Origin of the sequence: Sediminibacterium salmoneum NBRC 103935, assembly GCF_000511175.1 — a bacterium.
Lineage (GTDB): Bacteria > Bacteroidota > Bacteroidia > Chitinophagales > Chitinophagaceae > Sediminibacterium > Sediminibacterium salmoneum.
Genome location: NZ_KI866530.1, coordinates 397423 through 419891, shown reverse-complemented (window position 1 = coordinate 419891; position 22469 = coordinate 397423). Strand labels below are relative to the sequence as shown.

The following is a 22469-nucleotide window of genomic DNA, read 5'->3' as shown; positions in this document are numbered from 1 at the left end:
TCCTTTTTTCTTGTATCTCTTATAGTAATGATGGCGACAAATTCCTGGCTAATATCTCTACTATCTTTCACTCGTAATTCGTAATTGTTTCGATATGAAGCTTTAAGTTGCAAAAACCAAAGTCTATCCATATCTAAACACGTTCGCTTATGGCTTTCTTGTAGCTCTTCAAGATCTATACACCACTTTTTCACTGGTAAAAATAATTCTGTGTGACCAACGCTATAACTATGCAGAAAGCGTTCAGTTTTAAAAGTAGGAGATGCCGCTTTTTGCTTTCGGCTACTATATCTTGAAGGAACGAGAAGATTTTGAGCATCGTCCATATCAATTGGGTTTCTCTTTATTTTACTATCTATAACTTCTATCTTTTTATTATAAGTACCAAAAGATGCATCTACGTCACTTTGAATATATTCTGCCCCATGATATGAATTTATTTCTGGCGAGGTTACCAAAGTTATTTTCACTTGTCCATAAAAATGACCGTCTTCAACTAAACATTTGGGAAACGGAAAATCCATTATCTTAATGTTAGACCCCTTGTCCACAGAATCCATTAGAATTAAAGTTACCTCATCTAGATCGTTAAACAGAATATCATTTACTCTTGATGGCAACCCAAATCCTATCTGATTGATGCGATCAAAGAAATTTTCATCAAATTCCTCTGGATGCTTTGCGGAGTGTATCAATAGTGCTTTAATAAAATCCGGGTTAAACTCATCTTTTATAGAGCCGGCAAGTTCAGCAGCAAGAGCAGTAACCCTTGGAGCACTATAGCTTGTCCCCACTGCCTTGCATACTTTCCCGTTCTCTGCGAAAGAACGTACGCCATTTATATCTAATTTGCCATTTAAGAATCCGACATTTCCTCCGTAATGGACTAAGTCTGGTTTTATTACATCTGAACAGCCGGGGCCTACCATTGAAAAAGGAGATGGATGGTTGAGGGGGGAAAGATCGTGTTCTCTTTTATCATGAGTAATAGATCCTACTACCAAAGTTTTTACACTCTCAGATGCCTCTGTGATTCTCCCACGAGGAGCCGCTTTTAAAAAATTGGAACAATTGCCCGCAGCTTTTACAATCAAAATATTATATTCAGATTGTAAATCATCCAAATACTTCGCAAAGTCTGAATATTTATTGTCTTCAATTGCAGTTTCATTACCAATTGAGAAATTCCATACCTTTACATCAGGATGCTTTTTAACCGCTTCTCGCATAAACTCCACCATCATAGGTTCATCTATGTAACCAAAATTACCGTTTGGAAAAATTACTGCCTCTGTAATTTTAAACGGCTTTGTACCTGTCCAGTCTTTGTTTTCTAATATATCTCCATAATTAATTATTCCAGCGACAAATGTACCATGCGATTTATCAAATTCATCAGATCCAAAAGCAACAAAGGTTCCTTCTTTCCATGGTTTTAAATGGTCAATATCACTTATGCCTTCATCAAAAACTCCTACTTTAAAATAATCAATGCCCTCTTCTGGTAGTTTAACTTCAATTATATCTTCTTCTATAAGGCCGCTTTTGGTCAAAGAAATAATAGGCACCTTGCTAATAGAGAAAATACTTTCACTTTCATTAAAATTTATCAAAGATTGCGGCTTAACTGATCTTACTCTATAAAGTATAAGATCCTTGGAGTATTGCAATTTTTGATACTCAATGTTGAGTTTTTCACAAAGATTTTCAAAGCTCCTTTCTGCTATTTCATTAAGCTTATAATCTCCATAGTTTATTAGCTTAATCTTTAAATCATTTTCTTCAGACTCTTCAAGATCAATTGTAGGAGCAAAGTCTTCAGCCGCTTCTATAGCGGAAATACCAACAATGTTTTTATCCACATCCTGTATTTTTTTCTCTATATCAACGATATCTTCAGGTCCATCAATTTTAACTAGTAATTCATCATCACCAACCATACCTATAATATTAACCTTCTTACCTTTATTGAAAATTTTTCCAATGGAACTCCTGTGTGTTTTGGCAAGGGCATCTTCATTTACTTTTAATCTGATTACAGTTGGCAAATAATTATCACTGGCGGCTTTTTGAGCTACCTTGGATTTTAACTGTCCAAAATATCCTTTGAAATAGTTTACTCTTTCGGTTAGTTCATCACCTTCCAAACGAAACTTTGCACCTTGGTTGTCAAAACCGGCTGGAAGATTATTTAAAGCTTTATCATTATCTCTTTTTTTAAATAGCTTTATTGGCAAGTTCTTTCCCATAACACTAATCTTTTAAATTGTTTCTAATCTGACGAATGGATACACTCAATAATTCGGCAATTTGCATTTGAGGAATGCCGTTGTCATTCAAATATTTTACTAATTCATCAGTTGTGTAGCTGCCATGTTTTTCAAATTGAAAAATCTCTATCAACAAGTCCTCTAAAGTTAATGCGGTTCTTTCTTGGACAATTGCATGTGTGAGAGCATTATTTATAATAGTCCTGATATCTGACGGCGTTTTTTGTGAAAGAAGTTGAACAAGTTTATCAGTCTTCTTCTTGTCGATGATTAAATCCTTTCCAAATTCTCCTGCATAAAGACTTATAATTTTGGATATATTTTCAACACTTGGTTGAGTTACCTCAATCACGCTATTGAATCTTCTCCAGATGGCTTTATCCAATAATTCAGGATGATTGGTCGCTGCTATTAAAACATTATTCTGCGAAAATTCATCAATGTTTTGCAACAGGCTATTTATAACCCTTTTTAGTTCTCCCATTTCATGTTGATCGTCACGTGCCTTAGCAATTGCATCAAATTCGTCTAAAAACAATATACATGGCTTACTATCAGCAAATTCAAATACTTTTCTAATATTTTTTGAAGTATTTCCCAATAGAGAGGATATTAATGCATCAAGTCTGGCTGTAACTAAAGGTAAACCCGTTTGTGCAGCAACATATTTAGCAATAGTTGTCTTTCCTACACCCGGAATACCATAAAGCAATAAAGTACATTGCAATGGCAGTCCGTGAGATTTGATCTTATCCTTATTATTTATGATTTTTATGAAATCTGCTACATTTCTATCAATAGTTTCAGGGAGAACAATATCTAATTTTACCGTAGCAGGATTGAATATATCTACAATGCTCATCCTTGTTTCAGAATCAACAGGTGCCGAAGTGATCAATTGCTCCATAGCCAATGTAGTAGTTCCTTTATTCTCCAATATGTTTTTTATACCCTTAGCCAATTGAAGATTTCCCTCCTCAGTTAGCTTCTCCATAAGCTTTTTAGCGTATTGAATTACTTTAGCCGGCTCTTTTTTTAAACCCCCTTCAATTATCTTAATTATCTCCGTGTACATTTCTTTTATAGTTTACGTGCTACAAACGTACACAAAAATAGAATACAAAGCAATAAAATCGTTATAAAAATCAAATAAATCGTTTCAAAAATTACAAACTATGTTATTTTTATACTTATAATCGTTATTAAAAGACAAGAAATAATCTTTTTACATCATATTAAAACTTGAAATAATTTCAAATAAAATAAGGGAGTTCGCTCACACAAACTCCCCAATGTCAAAATCACCCAAATCACTTTTCCGCAAGGTGGAAGAACCGTCGTCGCTTTCAGATGAAAGTGTGCTATCCAAAAGCTCAGCAATTTTTCGGGAAGCACCTTCAATGGAATTTTCCAGTAGGCTGAATAATTCGGTTCCCTGTAATTTCTGAACTATGGCTACCGCTGTTTCCTTTTGAGCCTGTTCCAAATTTTCTTTTTGCAGCAACGCCCCTACGGAGCTTAGTTCGTCATAGGTAACCCCTTGGGCAAAACCGTTATCGCCATCTGATATTCCGTACCTGTTCCATTCTTCTTCCTCTTCTTCCAAATCAGGCATATTGCTGAAAACTTCGTCCAGTTCTTCCTGCGGAATTTGAATGCTGACGTTTTCGTTTTCGTCGTATTCGATGTCTAAATTATCAGGGTTTACCTCCGGTTCCGTCATTTGGCTTTCATTGGCAGTGTTTGGCAGAGAAAGGCTTCTTGCTGGCTTCGGCTGCCCCATAATATGAGGCAGGTTCGGGTTAACTTTTTCCTGTGCGGGCTTTTGCTCCGACCTTTTATGAATGACAATCTTATCCTGCAAAAGCAGGACAATTACAATGAGCAGGCAAATCACAATTACTATTTCCATAATCAGATGCTTTAAAAAATGGGTTTAAACTTTTCGTTGAAATCATCGGTAATGGCTTTTTCAAATATTTCAAAATGATGCTCCAGTATGTTATCGAGATAGGCATACAGGGGTATGGCATCTTTACCGATTACCTGTACAATACGGGATAGCCGTTCGTGGTATTCCTGCCGGATATAAATGCTTTTATCGCCTCGCTTTGTCATCGAGTGGGTTTTCAAAAAGTGTTCGCCGTAGCTGCCGTCAAGATTTTTCTTGGTGCGGTTACGTTCCTTCTGTACAGGTTTGCTATGTGATAAATCATCCTGCTTTACCTCATCTTTAGTCGCCTCCTTTTCCGGCTCTTCATTAGGTTCGGGCGGTAAACGCAAACCCTCCTTTTTAACGCCGTCCACCATCAAGTTCATCATCAACTCTTCGTTGATGTCCGGCGTGGCTTTCCTTTTATTATCTTTTTCCATAAGGCTATAATTGAACGATTTTTAAAAATTCGTTGATGAACAGGTCTAACTGGCAGGCTTTCATTAAACGTTCATCAGGCGGCATTACGGTAGAACGGAAAACCGTTTTACTGTCGGCTTCGCTTTCTTTGCGAAAGCGGGTACTGTTCTTCACTTGGCTCTGCATCAGGCTTAATCCCAGTTGCTGAATAAGCTGATTGTAAACGTCATATAAGGGAGTGCTTTCCCTGCCGTCCACCTGGTTCCAAAACAGGTTAATGGTCTGTATGGAAGTTTCGCCCTTTTTCATAATCACGTCCTGTAAAAGCTGCGTAAAGATGAGCGTACCTTCCATTACCACACGGTCTGCCGTGATAGGCGTAAATATGTGGTGCATTCCCGCCAATGCTTTCAGTATGCCGGGCGTGTTCACGGTTCCCGGCAGGTCGAAGAACAGCACATCAAGCGGAACGGGAGAACTGTTTACAAATTCGTGCGCCGCATCGAGTACGCTATCCGCTTTGTGCTGCATAATGGGATAGGCTTTTTTGTTGATGGTGGTAAACTGCTTATACGCCAGTTTTTTCAACGCCTCATTTTCCATTACCATTGCCAAATCACGGGTTTTCATTTTCATCAAGCTGTGCTGCGGAAAATCCGCATCAAATACGGCTACGTTGTAGCCCAACCGATAGTGCATCGTGCTTGCAACAAGCGTGGTAAATGTGCTTTTGCCAACACCGCCTTTTTGAGAAGAAAAGGCAACGAACAGAGGTTTCTTTTTTGTGTCCATATTTTTAAAATTTAAAGTTTACATCTTGCTGTTTTCAGTCTTGCAGGCTTGCACCCGTGCAGTCCTGATTTCGTGCTGTCTTTCTTGCAGGATAGCCATCGGGCTTGCCTGCGGGGATTGCTGATTACCTGCTTGCCTGCCGTACAGCAGCAATGCTTTCATTCAGGCATCTTATCAGGCGGGATTGCGTTCTTGCATTCGTTTCGTTCGTCATTCCATCCGTCACTCAGGCGTGATTGTCTGATAGCAGGCTGTCACGCTTTCCGTCATTCCTGCGCTCTTGCTTTCTTGCATTCCTGCAATCTTGCTGGCAGGATAACCTGCCATCTTGAATGTGTGCCGTCAGCTCGTCCTGAAGCACGGGCAGTCTGCCTGCCTGCCAACATTCATGGGCAAAGAACTCATCAAATTCATTTAGTTGTATAGTGGTGGCAGTGTTTGGCGTTCAGAGGCAGCATTTGGCACTGTGGTACAGTGCAACGCTATCGTAAACAGGGCTTTACTTTGTATTGTGATTTTTATTAACGGATTTATGCAAAAGTCTTTTGACATATCAGGGGGTAACGGGAACGGCATCGAGCCGTTTTTCCCTGTTACATTCAATCCGTCCCGCAGGGCGGATTTTTGTGTTCACCGGAACACGGCAAGTTGTGTTTTGAGCATCTCGGAATGATTTCCGATGCTCAAAACAACTTGCCCTTTGCAGGGGGCAGAAAATACCTTCCGAAGTCAGGGTTTTGTATGGATTTTAAAATGGATTAGTGATGAACGATAACAACAAAAAGCAATTGAAAAAGACCGGACGCCGCCCCAAAGAAGATCCGGCGACAATCCGCTATACAATTTCCTTTAACGAGCAGGAACACGCCCGTTTTCTTGCCCTTTTTGATAAATCAGGTATGCAGGTAAAGGCGCACTTTATAACGTCCTGCATCTTTGACAAGACTATAAAGACCATCCAGATTGACAAGGGAACGGTTGATTTTTATATGCGGCTGACCTCTTTTCACAGCCAGTTCCGTTCCATAGGTGTGAACTATAACCAAATTGTAAAGCTGCTGTACAAGAATTTTTCCGAGAAAAAGGCGGCTGCGTTTCTGTACAAACTGGAAAAACAGACGGCTGAAATGGCAATGCTGTGTCAGAAAATCATTCAGATTACCGAAAAATTTGAGGAAGAACACCTAAAAAAATAATGTAATAGTGATAGCGAAAATCGGAAGAAGCGGAAATTTATATGGTGCATTGGCATACAATCAGCTCAAAGTGGAGAATGAAAACGGGCAGATTTTGTTTGCCAATAAGATGATTGAAACCGCAAGCGGTCATTATTCCGTAGCACAATTAGCCCAGTCTTTTGCCCCTTACCTGATAGCCAACCGCAACACCGAAAAACATACGTTGCATATTTCGCTCAATCCTGACCCGAACGATAAGGTAAGCGATGATAAGTTTAGGGAAATGGCAGAACAGTATATGCGGGAAATGGGTTATGGCGAACAGCCTTTTATCGTATTCAAACATACCGATATTGACCGCAGCCATATACACATTGTATCGGTTTGCGTGGACGAGCAGGGCAAAAAGATTTCGGACAAATTCGAGAAAATGCGGTCTATGAACATATGCCGTGAACTGGAAAGAAAGTACCGATTGATACCCGCAACGGACAAGGAGCGCAAACAGACAGATAAGGTTTTCCGTCCGGTAGATTATCGGGCGGGCGATGTAAAAAGCCAAATCGCTTCGGTTGTTCGCCACCTGCCGAACTACTACCAGTACCAAACGTTGGGCGAATACAACGCCCTGCTTTCCCTGTTCAATATAACCGCCGAGAAAATCGAGGGCGAATTGCAGGGGAAAATGCAGCAGGGCTTATTGTATATTCCGCTAAACGAAAAAGGCGATAGAGCAGGGCATCCGTTCAAGGCTTCGCTGTTCGGAAAGAGCGCAGGGCTTCCGGCTTTGGAATTGCATTTTGCGAAATGCAAAACAGCTTTGAAAGACAGCCCGACCAAACAGACCCTAAAATCTGCCGTTACCATTGCCCTGAAAACCACAAACGATGAACAGGCTTTTAAAAAGCAGTTAGCAGCACAGGGCATTAACGTAGTCGTGCGCCGGAATGATACAGGGCGTATTTATGGCATCACATTTATTGACCACAATTCCAAAGCAGTTTGGAACGGTTCACGTTTGGCAACAGAACTTTCTGCCAACACCTTTAATGATTATTGGAACAATAACATCAAACCGGATATTAAAGAACCTGCCGTTTTACAACCCAAACTATCCACATCAAATGATGCGGATCTTCCTGCGGAAGAACCACACCATTTGTTCGACTTCTTAACTACTGACAAGCACGAAGACGGTTTGATTGAAGCATTGGGCGGTTTATTACCCGAAGCCCAGGGCGAAGATTACGAGGAACAGGACTTTGCCAATAAGATGAAGAAGAAGCGCAAACGCCAAAGACGGCAGAAATAATATTTAGCCAAACACTGCCACAGAACGCCACTGGCTGCCACATTTTTAGAGCCACTGCATAGAGCCTTTAAATTCACGCCCGAACATTAAAACTTAAAATAATGCAGGGAGAAGACGATTTAAGAGGACTTGCCAAGATAATGGCTTTTATGCGGGCAGTCAGTATTCTTTTGGTGCTGATGCACCTTTATTGGTTCTGCTACGGTTTCTTTTTAGAACGTGGCTGGACGTTGGAAGTAATCAACAAGATATTAGGCAATTTCGACCGGACAACAGGTTTATTTTCACATACCCTTTATACCAAAGCATTTGCTTTGGTTTTACTTGCTTTGAGTTGCTTAGGCACAAAGGGCGTAAAGAATGAGAAGATAACCTGGTCTAAAATTTACGTGGCTTTGGGCGTTGGCTTTGTGCTGTTCTTCCTGAACACACCATTGCTGAAGCTATCTCCGGCAACAGGCACATTCCTGTATATCCTTACTATCTCTTTAGGCTATATCGCTTTGCTGATGGCGGGGGTATGGATGAGCCGATTACTCCGTACTACCCTGATGGACGATGTTTTCAACAATGAGAACGAGAGCTTTCAGCAGGAAACCAAGCTGATGGAAAACGAGTATTCCGTTAACCTGCCCACCAAATTTTACTACAAAGACAAATGGAACAACGGTTGGATAAACATTGTAAATCCGTTCAGGGCATCAATAGTTTTGGGTACTCCGGGTTCAGGCAAATCTTATGCTATCGTAAACAACTACATCAAGCAGCAGATTGAGAAAGGCTTTAGTATGTACATCTACGATTTCAAGTTCGACGACCTTTCCACCATTGCCTACAATCATTTGCTGAAGCACAGGGATAAGTACAAAGTTCAGCCGAAATTTTACGTGATAAATTTCGACGACCCACGCAAGAGCCACCGTTGCAACCCGCTCAATCCCGACTTTATGACGGATATTTCAGATGCCTACGAAGCCGCATATACCATAATGCTGAACCTTAACAGGTCGTGGATACAGAAGCAAGGGGATTTTTTCGTGGAAAGCCCAATTATCTTATTGGCTGCTATTATTTGGTATCTGAAAATCTATGAGGATGGCAAGTATTGTACATTCCCACACGCTATTGAATTACTCAATAAAAAGTATTCGGACGTATTCACGATTTTAACTTCATACCCGGATTTGGAAAATTATTTGTCGCCCTTTATGGATGCGTGGCAAGGTGGAGCGCAAGACCAGTTACAAGGACAAATCGCATCGGCAAAAATTCCGCTATCAAGGATGATTAGCCCACAACTTTACTGGGTAATGACGGGCGATGATTTTACGCTTGACATCAACAACCCGAAAGAACCTAAAATTTTGTGCGTGGGTAACAATCCCGACCGTCAAAATATTTATTCCGCAGCTTTGGGTTTATACAATTCGAGGATTGTAAAGCTGATAAACAAAAAGGGACAGCTAAAGAGTTCCGTTATCATAGATGAGTTGCCCACAATTTATTTCAGGGGACTGGACAATCTTATCGCAACGGCGAGAAGTAATAAGGTAGCGGTATGTTTGGGCTTTCAGGATTTTTCGCAATTAACAAGGGATTACGGCGACAAGGAAAGCAAGGTAATACAGAATACTGTCGGTAATATATTCAGTGGTCAGGTGGTTGGCGAAACAGCAAAAAGCCTTTCGGAACGTTTCGGTAAAGTATTACAGAAACGCCAAAGTATGACCATTAACCGCAATGATAAATCTACCTCTATTTCGACACAGTTAGACAGCCTTATTCCGGCTTCCAAAATCTCAACACTTACACAAGGTTTGTTTGTTGGTTCTGTATCAGATAACTTTGATGAACGTATCGAGCAGAAGATATTTCACGCCGAAATTGTAGTGGACAATGAAAAGGTAGCGGCAGAAAGCAAAGCCTATCAGCAAATACCGCAAATCTTATCTTTTGTAAATGAGCAGGGCGAGGATAAGATGAAGCAGGAAATAGAAAACAATTACAAGCAGATAAAATCAGACATTCTGAATATTGTTGTTAGTGAAATGGAGCGTATCAAGAATGACCCTAACTTACAGCATTTGGTGCAGAAAGAATGATTATACTAAATATTTTTGTGATTTTTCTATTAATATATTGTTAGAAGAATTAAAAGTAACAGCACCATTACGTCAACATATAAAATGCCAAATTTTAATACTCATAATTTAGCATTTGCTTAAATAAACAAATTAGTTACATTTGCATTATGGATAATACTTCTTGTACACGACAACAGGCAGACATTAAACAAATCAATCGCTGTAAAGAAAGAGTTTCGGAACTCCACAGTTCGTTTGACTATTTGTCGAACGCACTTGAATTGACTGGAAACAATGTAAGACTGAAAATTCTGTTTCTTCTTTATGAAGAAAAACGACTTTGTGTTTGTGATGTGAGTGAAATTCTTGGAATGACAATTTCAGCGATTTCTCAGCACTTGAGAAAACTTAAAGACCGAAAGCTTATTGAAACCGAAAGAGAGGCGCAAACCATTTTTTACTCATTGACAAAAGAGTATGAGAAAATGTTGGACCCATTTTTTAAAATACTTGACGATAAAAAAAATTTAGAAACAATATGGTAACGGACGGAAAACTAATTGGGACTGGACTTTTGACAGCAATAGCAGCTTCATTATGTTGCATTACACCTGTTTTGGCTCTCATAGCAGGAACAAGTGGACTTGCTTCAACTTTCTCTTGGCTCGAACCTTTTCGTCCATATTTTATCGGGTTAACTATTTTAGTGCTTGCTTTTGCTTGGTATCAAAAATTGAAACCACAAAAGAAAATTGACTGTAAATGTGAAACAACTGAAAAACCAAATTTTATGCAAACAAAATCATTTTTAGGAATTATTACCATTATGACGGCTTTACTTTTATCATTTCCAATTTATGCCCACATCTTTTTTCCAAAGACTGAAAGTAAAGCAATTATTACCCAAACTTCAAAACTTCAAAAAGTTGAGTTTACAATTAAAGGAATGACTTGTTCAGGTTGTGAACACCACGTTAAAACAGAGATTAGCAAACTAAAAGGAATTGTCGAAGTTGTGGTTTCCTATGAGAAAGGCAATGCTATTGTTAAGTTTGACAACAAACAAACAAGTATAACAGAAATAGAAAAAGCTATCAATTCGACAGGATACAAATCACTAAAAAGTAAAATTATATCATAATGGAAATTAAATTACAATCAGTAATAACTTGTCCAAACTGCGGATACAAAAAAGAGGAAACAATGCCGACAGATGCTTGCCAATATTTTTATGAATGTGAAAATTGCAAGACGAGATTAAAACCATTGCAAGGCGATTGTTGTGTGTATTGCAGTTACGGGACTGTTCCTTGTCCTCCAATACAACAAGACAAAAAATGCTGTTGACAAACTGGAAGCAACCTCGTCCGAGAGAATGCAGATTTCTCTGGATATTTAATAAATAATTGGATATGTTTTGGTGAAAATAAATGACAATGACTGAATTAGAAAATGTTTTACAACAAAGAAATATAAAACCTACAGCAATGCGTTTGTTGGTGGTAGAAAAATTATTGCAACAAAAATATGCCATCAGTCATAAGGAATTAGCAGAACAGTTTGAAAATGCAGATAATGTAACGCTATTCAGAACGCTGAAAACTTTTTTAGAGCACAAACTTATCCATACTATTGACGACGGAACAGGAGTTGTAAAATATGCACTTTGTCAATCGGGTTGCAATTGCAAACCTTCAGAACAGCATACGCATTTTCATTGCTCCCAGTGCCAGCGAACTTTTTGTCTTACCGATACCGAAATTCCAAACATCAATATTCCACAAAATTTTAAATTAGAAGGCATCAATTTGGTACTTAAAGGACGATGTGACAGATGCAACTAACATGCTATGAAACTTTGCAATCGGATTGCAAGGATTATTTTTCTATATTTGTACTATAAATGAGATGGATAATCACAATATTGACTTTTTACCTGATGGTACTTTCTTCATTGCCTTGTAGCGATGGAAGTAATCAGTGTGAGGATACCATTCCTAAAATTGAAACCGTTCAATCTCACGACCACAATCAAGATAGCGATGACAATTGCAGTCCTTTTTGTTATTGCAATTGTTGTAGTATAAGTATTGCTACTTACCATTTCAAACCTTTTGAAATCAAGCAACCTAAACCCACTCTTGTTGTTAAAAAAATTACACTTCGTGATTTTACTTTAATTTCCTTCTACTCAGGAAGTATTTGGCATCCTCCCAAATTTACTGTTTAATTTTTTCAGATTTTCTTAATGCTATTGATGGTTTGTTGCAAGCCTCAGTAATTGTATGCCTTTTATTAGCTTTACGGTACTGTTAGCGTGATCGTGTTATGTATTTTCTATGAATGTTTGTTTATAGAAATAATTACAGGCATTATCCACTTCATCCAATAGTTATTTGATTATCTGTTGGCTTCTTATGGCAAGAGGCAATAATTTATTTATCAAAAAATTAAACAGATACACGTGTTAGATAACATTATAAAATTCAGCATCAAAAACAAGCTCGTCATTGGGATAATGACCTTGTTACTCATCATTTGGGGAGTGTGGAGTGCCACAAAACTACCCATTGATGCCGTACCCGATATTACTAATAATCAGGTGCAAATAATTACGGTTTGCCCTACATTGGCAGGGCAAGAAGTAGAACAATTAGTAACCTTCCCTATTGAGCAAAGCATTGCCAATATTCCAGATATAGAAGAAACAAGGAGTATTTCAAGATTTGGCTTATCGGTAATTACAGTAGTATTTAAAGATAAAGTAGACATTTATTTTGCCCGTCAGCTTATCAATGAAAAACTAAAAGAAGCAGAGGAAAATATACCTAAAGGTATTGGCAAGCCAGAACTTGCACCAGTAAGTACCGGATTGGGAGAAGTCTATCAATACATCATCCATCCGAAAAAAGGCAGTGAAAAAAAATACAATGCAAAAGACCTACGCACAATGCAGGATTGGATTGTAGCTCGTCAGCTTTTCGGTACACCCGGAATTGCTGAAGTAAATAGTTTTGGAGGCGAACTGAAACAATACGAAGTAGCCGTAAATCCAAATCGCTTAAAAGCAATGGGTGTAAGCGTTACCGATATTTTTACCGCATTAGAAAAAAACAACCAAAATACTGGCGGTGCTTATATTGATAAGAAACCAAATGCTTATTTCATTAGGGGGATTGGCTTGGTTACTTCATTAGATGATGTAAAAAATATCAGTGTAAAAAATAATGTAGGCAGTATCCCAATTTTTATTAAAGATGTAGCAGATGTACGTTTTGGAAATGCGGTAAGATATGGAGCAATGACCTACAATGGCGAAGTGGATGCCGTAGGTGGTGTAGTGATGATGCTTAAGGGGTCAAACAGCAACGAGGTTGTTAACCGTATCAAAGAAAAATTGCCTATTATTCAAAAATCCTTACCCGAAGATATTATTATTGAACCTTATTTAGACCGTACAGAATTAGTTGGCCGAGCAATAAGTACTGTAGAAAAAAACTTGATAGAAGGTGCATTGATTGTCATTTTTGTTTTGGTTCTTTTCTTGGGGAATTTTAGAGCGGGATTGATAGTAGCATCCGCTATTCCTTTGGCAATGCTATTTGCTTTGGCTTTAATGAATGTGTTTGGCGTAAGTGCCAATTTAATGAGTTTGGGAGCAATAGATTTTGGATTAATTGTAGATGGTGCGGTAATTATTGTAGAAGCCACATTGCATCATTTAGGTTTAAGGAAATCTACACAAAGGCTCACACAGCAAGAAATGGATAATGAAGTATTTACCTCAGCTTCCAAAATTCGTAATAGTGCAGCCTTTGGTGAAATCATTATCCTTATAGTTTACATTCCTATCCTTACGTTGGTTGGTGTAGAAGGTAAAATGTTTAGACCAATGGCACAAACAGTAGGTTTTGCAATCTTTGGAGCGTTGATTTTGTCTTTGACCTACATCCCGATGATGTGTGCTTTGTTTCTATCAAAAAATCCTACGCATAAAGAAACTATTTCAGATCGAATGATGAATTGGCTACAAAGAAAATACCAGCCATTGTTAGAAAAAGCCATCAGAATAAAATATTGGCTAGTAGGTATAACCGTTGCCATATTTGCTTTTAGCCTTTTTTTATTCAGCCGAATGGGTGGCGAATTTATACCACAGTTACAGGAAGGAGATTTTGCCTTTCATTGCATTTTGCCACAAGGAAGTTCATTGAGCCAGAGTATAGAAACCTCAATGCAAGCTTCAAGAATTATTAAAGAATTTGACGAAGTAAAAATGGTAGTAGGCAAAACCGGAGCCGCAGAAGTACCAACCGACCCAATGCCACCTGAAGCGACAGATTTAATGGTTATTTTAAAACCGCAAAGTGAATGGAAATCACATAGAACTTATGATGAATTAGCTGATGCTATTAATGAAAAACTGGAAGCAATACCTGGTGTATTTTTCGAAAAGAACCAGCCAATACAAATGCGTTTCAATGAGTTGATGACAGGTATTAGGCAAGATGTTGCAGTAAAAATATTTGGAGAAAATTTAGATACGCTTGCCTTGAATGCTGATAAGGTTAGTAAGGTTATACAAACAGTAGAAGGCGCTACATCTCCACAAGTAGAACGTGTGAGTGGCTTACCGCAAATAAATGTGGAATATGACCGTACTCGCTTAGCCAATTATGGGATAACGGTAGAAGATGTAAACAATGTAGTAAGCACTGCATTTGCAGGAAAAAGTGCTGGTGTAGTATATGAAAACGAAAGAAGATTTGAATTAGTCGTTCGGCTGGATAGTGTTTACCGTAACAGTATCGAAGATGTAAACAATTTGATGATACCAACTTCAACTGGTAATCAAATTCCGCTTTCGCAAGTAGCAACTATTGATTACAAATTAGGACCGGCACAGATAAGCCGTGAAGCAGGAAAACGTAGAATTGTAATCGGGTTCAACGTTGCAGGCAGGGATGTACAAAGTGTGGTAGAAGAAATTCAGCAAAAATTAAATACACAGGTAAAATTACCATCGGGCTACTATTTCACGTATGGCGGTCAATTTGAAAACTTGCAGGAAGCCAGTAACCGATTAATGATAGCCGTTCCAGTTTCTTTGTTATTGATTTTTGTATTGCTCTATTTCACGTTCCGTTCCTTTAAACAGGCAGGCTTAATATTTACAGCTATCCCAATGAGTGCGATCGGTGGTATATTGGCTTTATTACTTCGTGGTATGCCATTCAGCATCAGTGCAGGAATTGGATTTATTGCTTTGTTTGGTGTAGCAGTACTCAATGGAATTGTATTGATAGGCACTTTCAACCAATTAGAAAAAGAAGGTGTAAGAGATGTTTTCAAACGAGTAATAGAAGGAACTAAAATCCGACTGCGACCAGTATTGATGACAGCAACTGTAGCCAGTTTAGGATTTTTACCAATGGCATTAAGCAGTAGTGCTGGTGCAGAAGTACAAAAGCCTTTAGCCACGGTAGTAATTGGCGGATTAGTTACAGCAACATTCCTTACCCTATTTGTACTGCCATTACTCTATATCATTTTCAATTCAAAAATTAAATTAAAAAGAAAGCCACAAGTGAAACCCATTGTAACCATAATTGTATTGCTTTTATCAATGGTAGGCTTTACAGCAAATGCACAGACAAAAAGTTTAACTAACGTTGACGATGCGATAAATATTGCACTTCAAAATAATCAAACCATAAAAGCTTCAGATTTAGAAATTGATGCCAGCAAAGCCTTAAAAAAAACTGCTGGAGAATTACCCAAACTTGATTTTAATGCACAGTTGGGGCAGTACAACAGTATCAAATTCGACCAGTCTTTTCAGGTGTCGCAAACCATTCCATTTCCATCATTATTTGGAGCAAAAAAACAATTGATTAATGCCGAAATAAAAGGTAAAGAATTACAGAAAAATCTTTCAGTGTTGGAGTTGAAAAATCAAGTACGTACTTATTATTATCAAATTTTGTACTTGCAACACAATGAAAAACAGTTACAGCAATTGGATAGTTTGTACAACGATTTTATTAAAATAGCCCAGCTTCGCTATAAAACGGGAGATACCAAAAAAGTGGACATCAGCACCTCGGAAGCTAAGAAAGGCGAAATCAATTTATTGTTAAAACAAAATGGAGTGTTCTTATCCAATGCTGTTGCCAATCTGAAAACATTGATGAACACAAAAGACGATTTTACCATTGCAGAAAACGGAATATTTCAGCCTCTACAAATCAGTAATTTGTTGGATAATGAAGCCGTAGCAAATCATCCTGCCATTCAATCTTTGTATCAGGATGCCATTATTGCCGAGCAAACCAAAAAGGTAGAACGTTCGCAAGGTTTACCAGATTTTACGATTGGCTACGTCAATCAGTCTTTAATTGGTTTTCAAAATGTAAACGGATCCGAACAATTTTTCAATGGTGGAAACCGATTTAGTTCTGTAAACATTGGTATTGCTATTCCCATCACTTATGGTGCTACCAAAGCCAGAATAAAATCTTTAGATTACAGAAAACAAGCAGCCGAAGCCAATGCACAGCAACAGCAAAAAACATTAGCTACGCAAATGCAAAATGCCTTGCAACAATACCAGCAAGACTTACAGCAGTTCAATTATTTTGAGAAAGAAGCATTGCCCAATGCCAAGGAAATTGTATCAGCAGCACAATTGGGTTACAGAACAGGCGAAATCAGTTATGTAGAATATCTTTTTGCACTGCAAACTGCCACCGATATTCAGTTGAATTACCTCAAAAGTATTCAGCAAGTAAACCAATCTGTAATCACTATTTATTCATTCATCAATCAATAAGAAAAAATGAAATTCAATATAAATAAAATCACGTTTATAGCAACGATAGTTGTTTTAATATTTAGCTTTTCGGCTTGTAAGAACGATAAGCAAAACGAAGGTCAATCTACAGAAGCAGCAGCAACCGAAAAAGCTGAAGCTCCTCACGAGGAAGAAGCACCAACCATTGCCACACTAACTGAAGAACAAATAAAAACGGTAGGCATACAATTGGGCGTAGTAGAGCAAAAAGAATTAACGGCAACCATCCGAGCAAATGGTTTGCTGAAAGTTCCCAATAACAACAAAGCCAACGCAACTTCTTTGTATGGTGGTGTAATAAAAACACTGAACGTACAAATTGGAGATTATGTGAAAAAAGGACAAGTAATAGCCACTATTGCCAATCCGCAGTTTATACAATTGCAGGAAGAATACTTGAGTACAGCAAGCAGAATAACTTTTGCTGAACAAGAATTGGCAAGGCAAAAAGAACTAAACCAAGGCAATGCAGGAGCGAAAAAAAATCTACAAAGTGCCACAGCCGAACTCAATAGCTTACGAACCAGAAGAGCTTCCTTACAACAACAGATACAATTAATGGGCATCAATCCAGGTTCTGTTTCAAATGGTAATCTAAAATCGGCATTGGTTGTAACCAGTCCTTTGAATGGTACGGTTAGCAACGTTTTTGCCAAGATAGGAAGTTATGCAGATGTATCTTCGCCTGTGATAGAAATTGTAGATAACAGTTCATTACATTTGGATTTACAGGTTTTTGAAAAGGATTTACCACAGGTAAAAGTGGGGCAAACCATTCACTTTACTATAACAAACAACCCATCAACCAAATATGATGCTACTGTTTTTAGTATTGGTTCATCATTTGAAAATGATAGTAAAACCATAGCCGTACACTGCCGTGTAAATGGCAATAAAAAGGGTTTAATTGACGGAATGAACATCACTGGTATTGTCAGTCTTAGCAATGTAACAACTCCAGCTGTACCCAATGATGCTATTGTAAATGCCGACGGAAAATATTATATTTTTGTGCAAACCGATAAAAAAGCAGAAGAACATCACGAAGAAGGCGAAGAAGAAGGAAGTCAAAAAGAGGGCGAAGAAAAAAAACATAAAAACAGTAAGAATTTTGAAAAAGTAGAAGTACTGAAAGGCGTGTCTGATATGGGTTATACCGCAGTAACTTTTGTAAACGAAATTCCTGCAAATGCAAAAATTGTAACAAAAGGAGCATTCTTTGTAAATGCAAAATTGAGCAATACTGGTGGTCACGAACATTAATTTTTTTGTTATGAAAAATATTGAACAGAAACTTTTAAAAAAAACACCAACCCTACCAGTATGCGGATTTTGGTGTATGACTTTTTGGAAGAACAACAGATAGCGATGTCATTATCTGAAATAGAAAGTCATTTTTATAAAGCAGATAGAATTACTATTTATAGAACCCTGAAAACTTTCGAGGAAAAAGGTATTGTACATAGTATTCAAGACAATAACACGAGTAAGTATATTTTATGTGACGATGGGTGCGATGAGAAAACTCATAAAGATTGGCATCTGCACTTCTACTGTAAAATTTGTAAACAGACAACCTGTAAAGAAGATTTTACAATACCACAGGAAATTAACTATGAGTTTAGAATTGACGAGATAAAACTATTTGGCAAGGGTATTTGCGAGAAGTGCTTAAAGGAGAGTTTGCAATAGCATTGAAGGCTCTCTATAATTAACTTTGATATTAAAAAGAAAGATATGGAACATAAACATAAATATGATGCACAAGGTAAACAGCTTTGTTGCACAGCACAAGAACAAAAAATATATACCGATGCCAACGCTAAAAAGCTATTGGGAAAGCATCACAACGAAGATGGTCACAATCACGAACACAGCGATGATGGCGGTCACAATCACGGAAGTACCGATAAATCTACCTTTCAACTATTTTTACCAGCCATTATCAGTTTCGCATTATTGATGATAGCCATCGCTTTCGATAATTGGGTGCCGCAATCTTGGTTTACAGGTTGGGTAAGAATTGTTTGGTATGTAGTAGCGTATGCACCAGTTGGATTACCCGTAATTAAAGAAGCATTTGAAAGCATCAGAAAAGGCGATGTATTTTCAGAGTTTTTATTAATGAGTATTGCAACCATCGGAGCTTTTGTCATTGGCGAATACCCTGAGGGTGTTGCTGTAATGTTGTTTTATGCCGTTGGTGAAGTATTCCAGACTTTGGCAATAACAAGAGCGAAAGCTAACATTAAAACGTTGCTCGATCAAAGACCAGATGAAGTAACTATTTTAGAAAATAATCAAGCTAAGACCATAAAAGCAGAAACCGCAAGTATTGGCAATATAATTCAATTAAAACCCGGAGAAAAATTAGGACTAGATGGAGAATTATTATCCGAAACCGCTTCATTCAATACAGCAGCACTAACAGGAGAAAGTAAGCCCGACACCAAAACCAAAGGTGAAACCGTATTGGCGGGAATGATAAATTTAACGACCGTTGCACAGGTAAAAGTAACGACTGCTTATACTGATAGCAAACTTTCTAAAATTTTGGAATTGGTACAAAATGCCACTGCACAAAAAGCACCAACAGAATTATTCATTCGAAAATTCGCAAAAATATACACACCGATTGTTGTATTGTTGGCAGTGCTAATTACCATAATTCCTTATTTTTTTGTGAGCGATTATGTATTTAGTCAGTGGTTGTACAGAGCATTGGTGTTTTTGGTTATTTCTTGTCCTTGTGCTTTGGTTATCAGTATTCCTTTGGGTTATTTTGGTGGAATTGGAGCAGCTTCCAAAAATGGAATTTTGTTTAAAGGAAGCAACTTTTTAGATGCCATTGCCGATATTAAAAACGTAGTGATGGACAAAACGGGTACAATGACCGAGGGCGTTTTCAAGGTACAAGAAGTGGTATTAAAATCTGAATTTAATAAAGATGAAATCCTGAAAATGGTCAACGCTTTAGAAAGCCAAAGTACACATCCGGTCGCGACCGCTATTCATCAATACGTAGGCGAAATTGATAACTCAATAAGGTTAGATAATACCGAAGAAATTGCAGGTCACGGTTTGAAAGCCAATGTAAACGGAAAAGAATTATTGGTCGGAAATTTTAAGTTGATGGATCAATTTAACATCAAATATGATTTAGACCCAACCACAATTGTGTACACCCTAATTGCCATTGCTTACGATGGAAAATTTGCAGGATATATTACCATTGCGGACAGCATAAAAGAAGACGCACAGGAAACCATAAATCTATTGCATAAGCTCAATGTTAAAGCTACTATGCTTAGCGGAGATAAAAGTACGGTTGTAAAGTATGTAGCGGAACAGTTGGGGATAGATAATGCTTTCGGAGATTTATTGCCTGAAGATAAAGTAAACAGAGTTAAAGAAATTAAAGCCAAAGGCGGAAGCGTTGCTTTTGTTGGCGACGGTGTAAACGATGCGCCTGTTGTGGCTTTGAGCGATGCGGGTATTGCAATGGGCGGTTTGGGAAGCGATGCGACCATTGAAACGGCAGATGTGGTAATACAAGACGACAAACCGAGTAAAATACCTATGGCAATCAATATAGGCAAGCAGACAAAGAAAATCGTTTGGCAAAATATAGCTTTAGCATTCGGAGTAAAAGCTATTGTACTAGTTTTGGGAGCTGGGGGCTTAGCGACTATGTGGGAAGCTGTTTTTGCCGATGTTGGGGTTGCCTTATTAGCTATACTAAACGCAGTAAGGATACAGCGGATGAAATTTTAAGATTAGAACATCCTAATGATGAATAAAACAGACAATTCGTAAGAAAGGCAAAAGTTATCAAATGTCAATTTGTCGAAGGAGAAGAAGAAGAAGAAAAGACCTTCGCTCTTTATGATACTTTTTGGGATATTTTTTAGCTCTGTGTCTTATTGCTTTGATATACATAAAATTAGACACTATTATATCTATCCCTATCACTAAAAATGGACTTATTAGTTCTGTATCGAGCAAAAACCAAAGTTCCAAAAGAGAAACCCGAAAATGCAAATTTCTTTCAAATATGACAGTATTTGGGCTTCTCTATTATTGTTTAAAAAATAGATTTAGGATAACGGATGGATAAATTTTATAACGAAACGCTGGCTAAGCTGGAAAACGAAATCAAAGAATTTGAGATTGAAGCAGACTGTTCGATAGAACGCATTGAAGCAGTTATACAACTTATTATCAAATGTTTATTCGACGTAAAAAAATATATTTTAAAAAGAGGATTTAAGAATGTTGATGAAGAAATTCGCTTTTTTAAATATCAAAAGCCAATTATCGTTTCAAAGCTCATCTATTATAATGCCATCTATAAAATCGAAACGAGAAGACCGTATGGAAATAAGCGTACCAAGAAATATTTTGTCAAAGAACTGAAAAAGCTAAAAAGGTTCTTTGAAAATAACCTTGATTTTTATAAGTATTACCGTAGCAATAATTCTTTCTTTGACGAACAATTTTTTGTACGTGGCAAGCACGATATAAGACTATGGTTAGACACTTTTTATTTTGAGGCAGACCATCGCTTTTCTACTTCGCACGATTATAAGGTTGCCAAGATAATTGCTAATGACCTGATACAGGTATATTTGGAAGACAGGTTAAATAACATCAACGTTAAAAAGGTTTCAGATAATTCGTTGATATGGACAGCAAGCAAAACTGCACTCACGGAACTCATTTATGCACTGTACTCCCACGGTGCATTTAACAATGGGAATACAGAAATAAAATTGATAGCCAAAACGTTTGAAGATGCCTTCAATATTGAGTTAGGCGACTTTTACCATACGTTTATGGAACTTAAAGCCCGCAAAATAAACCGAACGAAATTCCTCGACAGGCTGTGTGAAGCACTGATAAAGAAAATGGACGAACAAGATGAAAAACAGTAAGTATATATGTACACAGGCTTTATTCCTCTTGGCAAGAAGTCAGAGTAATTAAACTTAAATTGTAAATTTGTTTATTGCTTATGTATTAAATACTAAACGTAGTCAGTAAATAAATATGAATACAATCTTTATTAAAAATATGGTTTGCGACCGTTGCATTATGGTGGTACAAAACGAATTGGAAAAACTGGGATTAGATGCTAAAAATATAAAACTGGGCGAAGTTATTCTTTCCAAAGAAATAACATCTCTGGAAAAAGAGAATTTGTCCAAAACTTTAGAGCCATTAGGATTTGAAGTAATTGACGATAAAAAAGGCAGGATAATAGAAAAGATAAAGAACATTATCATTGACCTGGTACACCATCAGGATAGTGATGTAAAAACCAACCTTTCCGATGTATTGAGTGACAAATTGCATCACGATTACAATTACCTGTCCAATCTGTTTTCAGAGGTAGAGGGTACAACCATTGAAAAATACTTTATCGCCCAAAAGGTGGAGAAAGTCAAAGAATTGTTGGTGTATGATGAGTTGTCATTAAGTGAGATTGCGAACCGCCTAAATTATTCGAGCGTGGCATATTTGAGTAACCAGTTTAAAAAAGTTACCGGGCTAACACCAAGCCATTTCAAACAGATTAAAGAGGATAAAAGAAAACCGTTGGATAAAGTGTAAGTAAATCTTACAAA

At 37.7% G+C, this 22469-nt stretch carries 20 protein-coding genes; 14 read left to right on the top strand and 6 right to left on the bottom strand.

Features of this window, described 5'->3' with window-relative positions; all coding sequences use genetic code 11:
* From P767_RS15360 to P767_RS18255, 6 genes are all read right to left on the bottom strand, one after another.
* Positions 1–2249, bottom strand: a 2249-nt coding sequence (locus P767_RS15360; RefSeq protein WP_037351557.1) for a S8 family peptidase, incomplete at its 3' end; no start/stop codon positions are given.
* Positions 2250–2253: 4 nt separating this feature from the next.
* On the bottom strand, positions 2254–3345 hold the full coding sequence (locus P767_RS0102135; RefSeq protein ID WP_026763225.1) for an AAA family ATPase: 1092 nt from the start codon (positions 3343–3345) through the stop codon (positions 2254–2256).
* Positions 3346–3546: 201 nt separating this feature from the next.
* Positions 3547–4182, bottom strand: a complete 636-nt coding sequence (locus P767_RS0102130; RefSeq protein ID WP_026763224.1) for a hypothetical protein — start codon at positions 4180–4182, stop codon at positions 3547–3549.
* Positions 4183–4193: 11 nt separating this feature from the next.
* Positions 4194–4643 (bottom strand): DUF3408 domain-containing protein, encoded by a 450-nt coding sequence (locus tag P767_RS0102125; protein WP_024566607.1) that lies wholly within the window; start codon positions 4641–4643, stop codon positions 4194–4196.
* Between the two features lie 4 nt (positions 4644–4647).
* Complete coding sequence (locus tag P767_RS0102120) at positions 4648–5415, bottom strand: ParA family protein (RefSeq protein WP_026763223.1); 768 nt, start codon at positions 5413–5415, stop codon at positions 4648–4650.
* An 18-nt stretch (positions 5416–5433) separates the two neighbouring features.
* Complete coding sequence (locus tag P767_RS18255) at positions 5434–5577, bottom strand: hypothetical protein (protein ID WP_157611325.1); 144 nt, start codon at positions 5575–5577, stop codon at positions 5434–5436.
* 602 nt (positions 5578–6179) lie between these two features.
* On the opposite strand from P767_RS18255, the gene mobA reads away from it, so the two are divergent.
* The 14 genes from mobA (at position 6180) to P767_RS0102040 (ending at position 22455) form a co-directional block, all read left to right on the top strand.
* The gene (gene mobA, locus P767_RS0102105) at positions 6180–6611 is read left to right on the top strand and encodes a conjugal transfer protein MobA (RefSeq protein WP_026763222.1); all 432 of its coding nucleotides are present in this window, start codon (positions 6180–6182) and stop codon (positions 6609–6611) included.
* Positions 6612–6618: 7 nt separating this feature from the next.
* Positions 6619–7905 (top strand): conjugal transfer protein MobB, encoded by a 1287-nt coding sequence (gene mobB, locus P767_RS0102100; RefSeq protein ID WP_026763221.1) that lies wholly within the window; start codon positions 6619–6621, stop codon positions 7903–7905.
* Between the two features lie 101 nt (positions 7906–8006).
* The gene (mobC, locus tag P767_RS0102095; protein WP_026763220.1) at positions 8007–10007 is read left to right on the top strand and encodes a conjugal transfer protein MobC; all 2001 of its coding nucleotides are present in this window, start codon (positions 8007–8009) and stop codon (positions 10005–10007) included.
* Positions 10008–10156: 149 nt separating this feature from the next.
* On the top strand, positions 10157–10534 hold the full coding sequence (locus P767_RS0102090; RefSeq protein WP_024566613.1) for an ArsR/SmtB family transcription factor: 378 nt from the start codon (positions 10157–10159) through the stop codon (positions 10532–10534).
* Positions 10528–11130 carry a mercuric transport protein MerTP gene (gene merTP, locus P767_RS0102085; protein WP_026763219.1) on the top strand — a complete coding sequence of 201 codons (603 nt, stop codon included), beginning with the start codon at positions 10528–10530 and terminating at the stop codon, positions 11128–11130. The genes P767_RS0102090 and merTP overlap by 7 nt, the downstream gene beginning before the upstream one ends.
* Positions 11130–11336, top strand: a complete 207-nt coding sequence (locus tag P767_RS19030) for a GDCCVxC domain-containing (seleno)protein (RefSeq protein ID WP_071840018.1) — start codon at positions 11130–11132, stop codon at positions 11334–11336. Before merTP ends, P767_RS19030 begins: the two co-directional genes overlap by 1 nt.
* An 89-nt stretch (positions 11337–11425) precedes the next feature.
* On the top strand, positions 11426–11833 hold the full coding sequence (locus tag P767_RS0102080) for a Fur family transcriptional regulator (protein ID WP_026763218.1): 408 nt from the start codon (positions 11426–11428) through the stop codon (positions 11831–11833).
* Between the two features lie 59 nt (positions 11834–11892).
* Entirely contained in the window at positions 11893–12219 is a 327-nt protein-coding gene (locus tag P767_RS19115) for a DUF6660 family protein (RefSeq protein ID WP_051416991.1), read from the top strand.
* 234 nt (positions 12220–12453) lie between these two features.
* Positions 12454–16821 (top strand): CusA/CzcA family heavy metal efflux RND transporter, encoded by a 4368-nt coding sequence (locus P767_RS0102070; RefSeq protein WP_026763217.1) that lies wholly within the window; start codon positions 12454–12456, stop codon positions 16819–16821.
* Positions 16822–16827: 6 nt separating this feature from the next.
* On the top strand, positions 16828–18105 hold the full coding sequence (locus P767_RS0102065; RefSeq protein WP_026763216.1) for an efflux RND transporter periplasmic adaptor subunit: 1278 nt from the start codon (positions 16828–16830) through the stop codon (positions 18103–18105).
* A 60-nt stretch (positions 18106–18165) separates the two neighbouring features.
* Positions 18166–18534: a Fur family transcriptional regulator gene (locus P767_RS15350; RefSeq protein WP_037351553.1), complete on the top strand. Its 369-nt coding sequence runs from the start codon at positions 18166–18168 to the stop codon at positions 18532–18534.
* 45 nt (positions 18535–18579) lie between these two features.
* Positions 18580–20616, top strand: coding sequence for a heavy metal translocating P-type ATPase (locus P767_RS0102055; RefSeq protein WP_026763215.1), 2037 nt, complete (start codon positions 18580–18582; stop codon positions 20614–20616).
* Between the two features lie 335 nt (positions 20617–20951).
* Entirely contained in the window at positions 20952–21776 is an 825-nt protein-coding gene (locus tag P767_RS0102045) for an RteC domain-containing protein (RefSeq protein ID WP_002981101.1), read from the top strand.
* 115 nt (positions 21777–21891) lie between these two features.
* Complete coding sequence (locus P767_RS0102040) at positions 21892–22455, top strand: helix-turn-helix domain-containing protein (RefSeq protein ID WP_024566623.1); 564 nt, start codon at positions 21892–21894, stop codon at positions 22453–22455.
* Positions 22456–22469 lie beyond the last annotated feature (14 nt).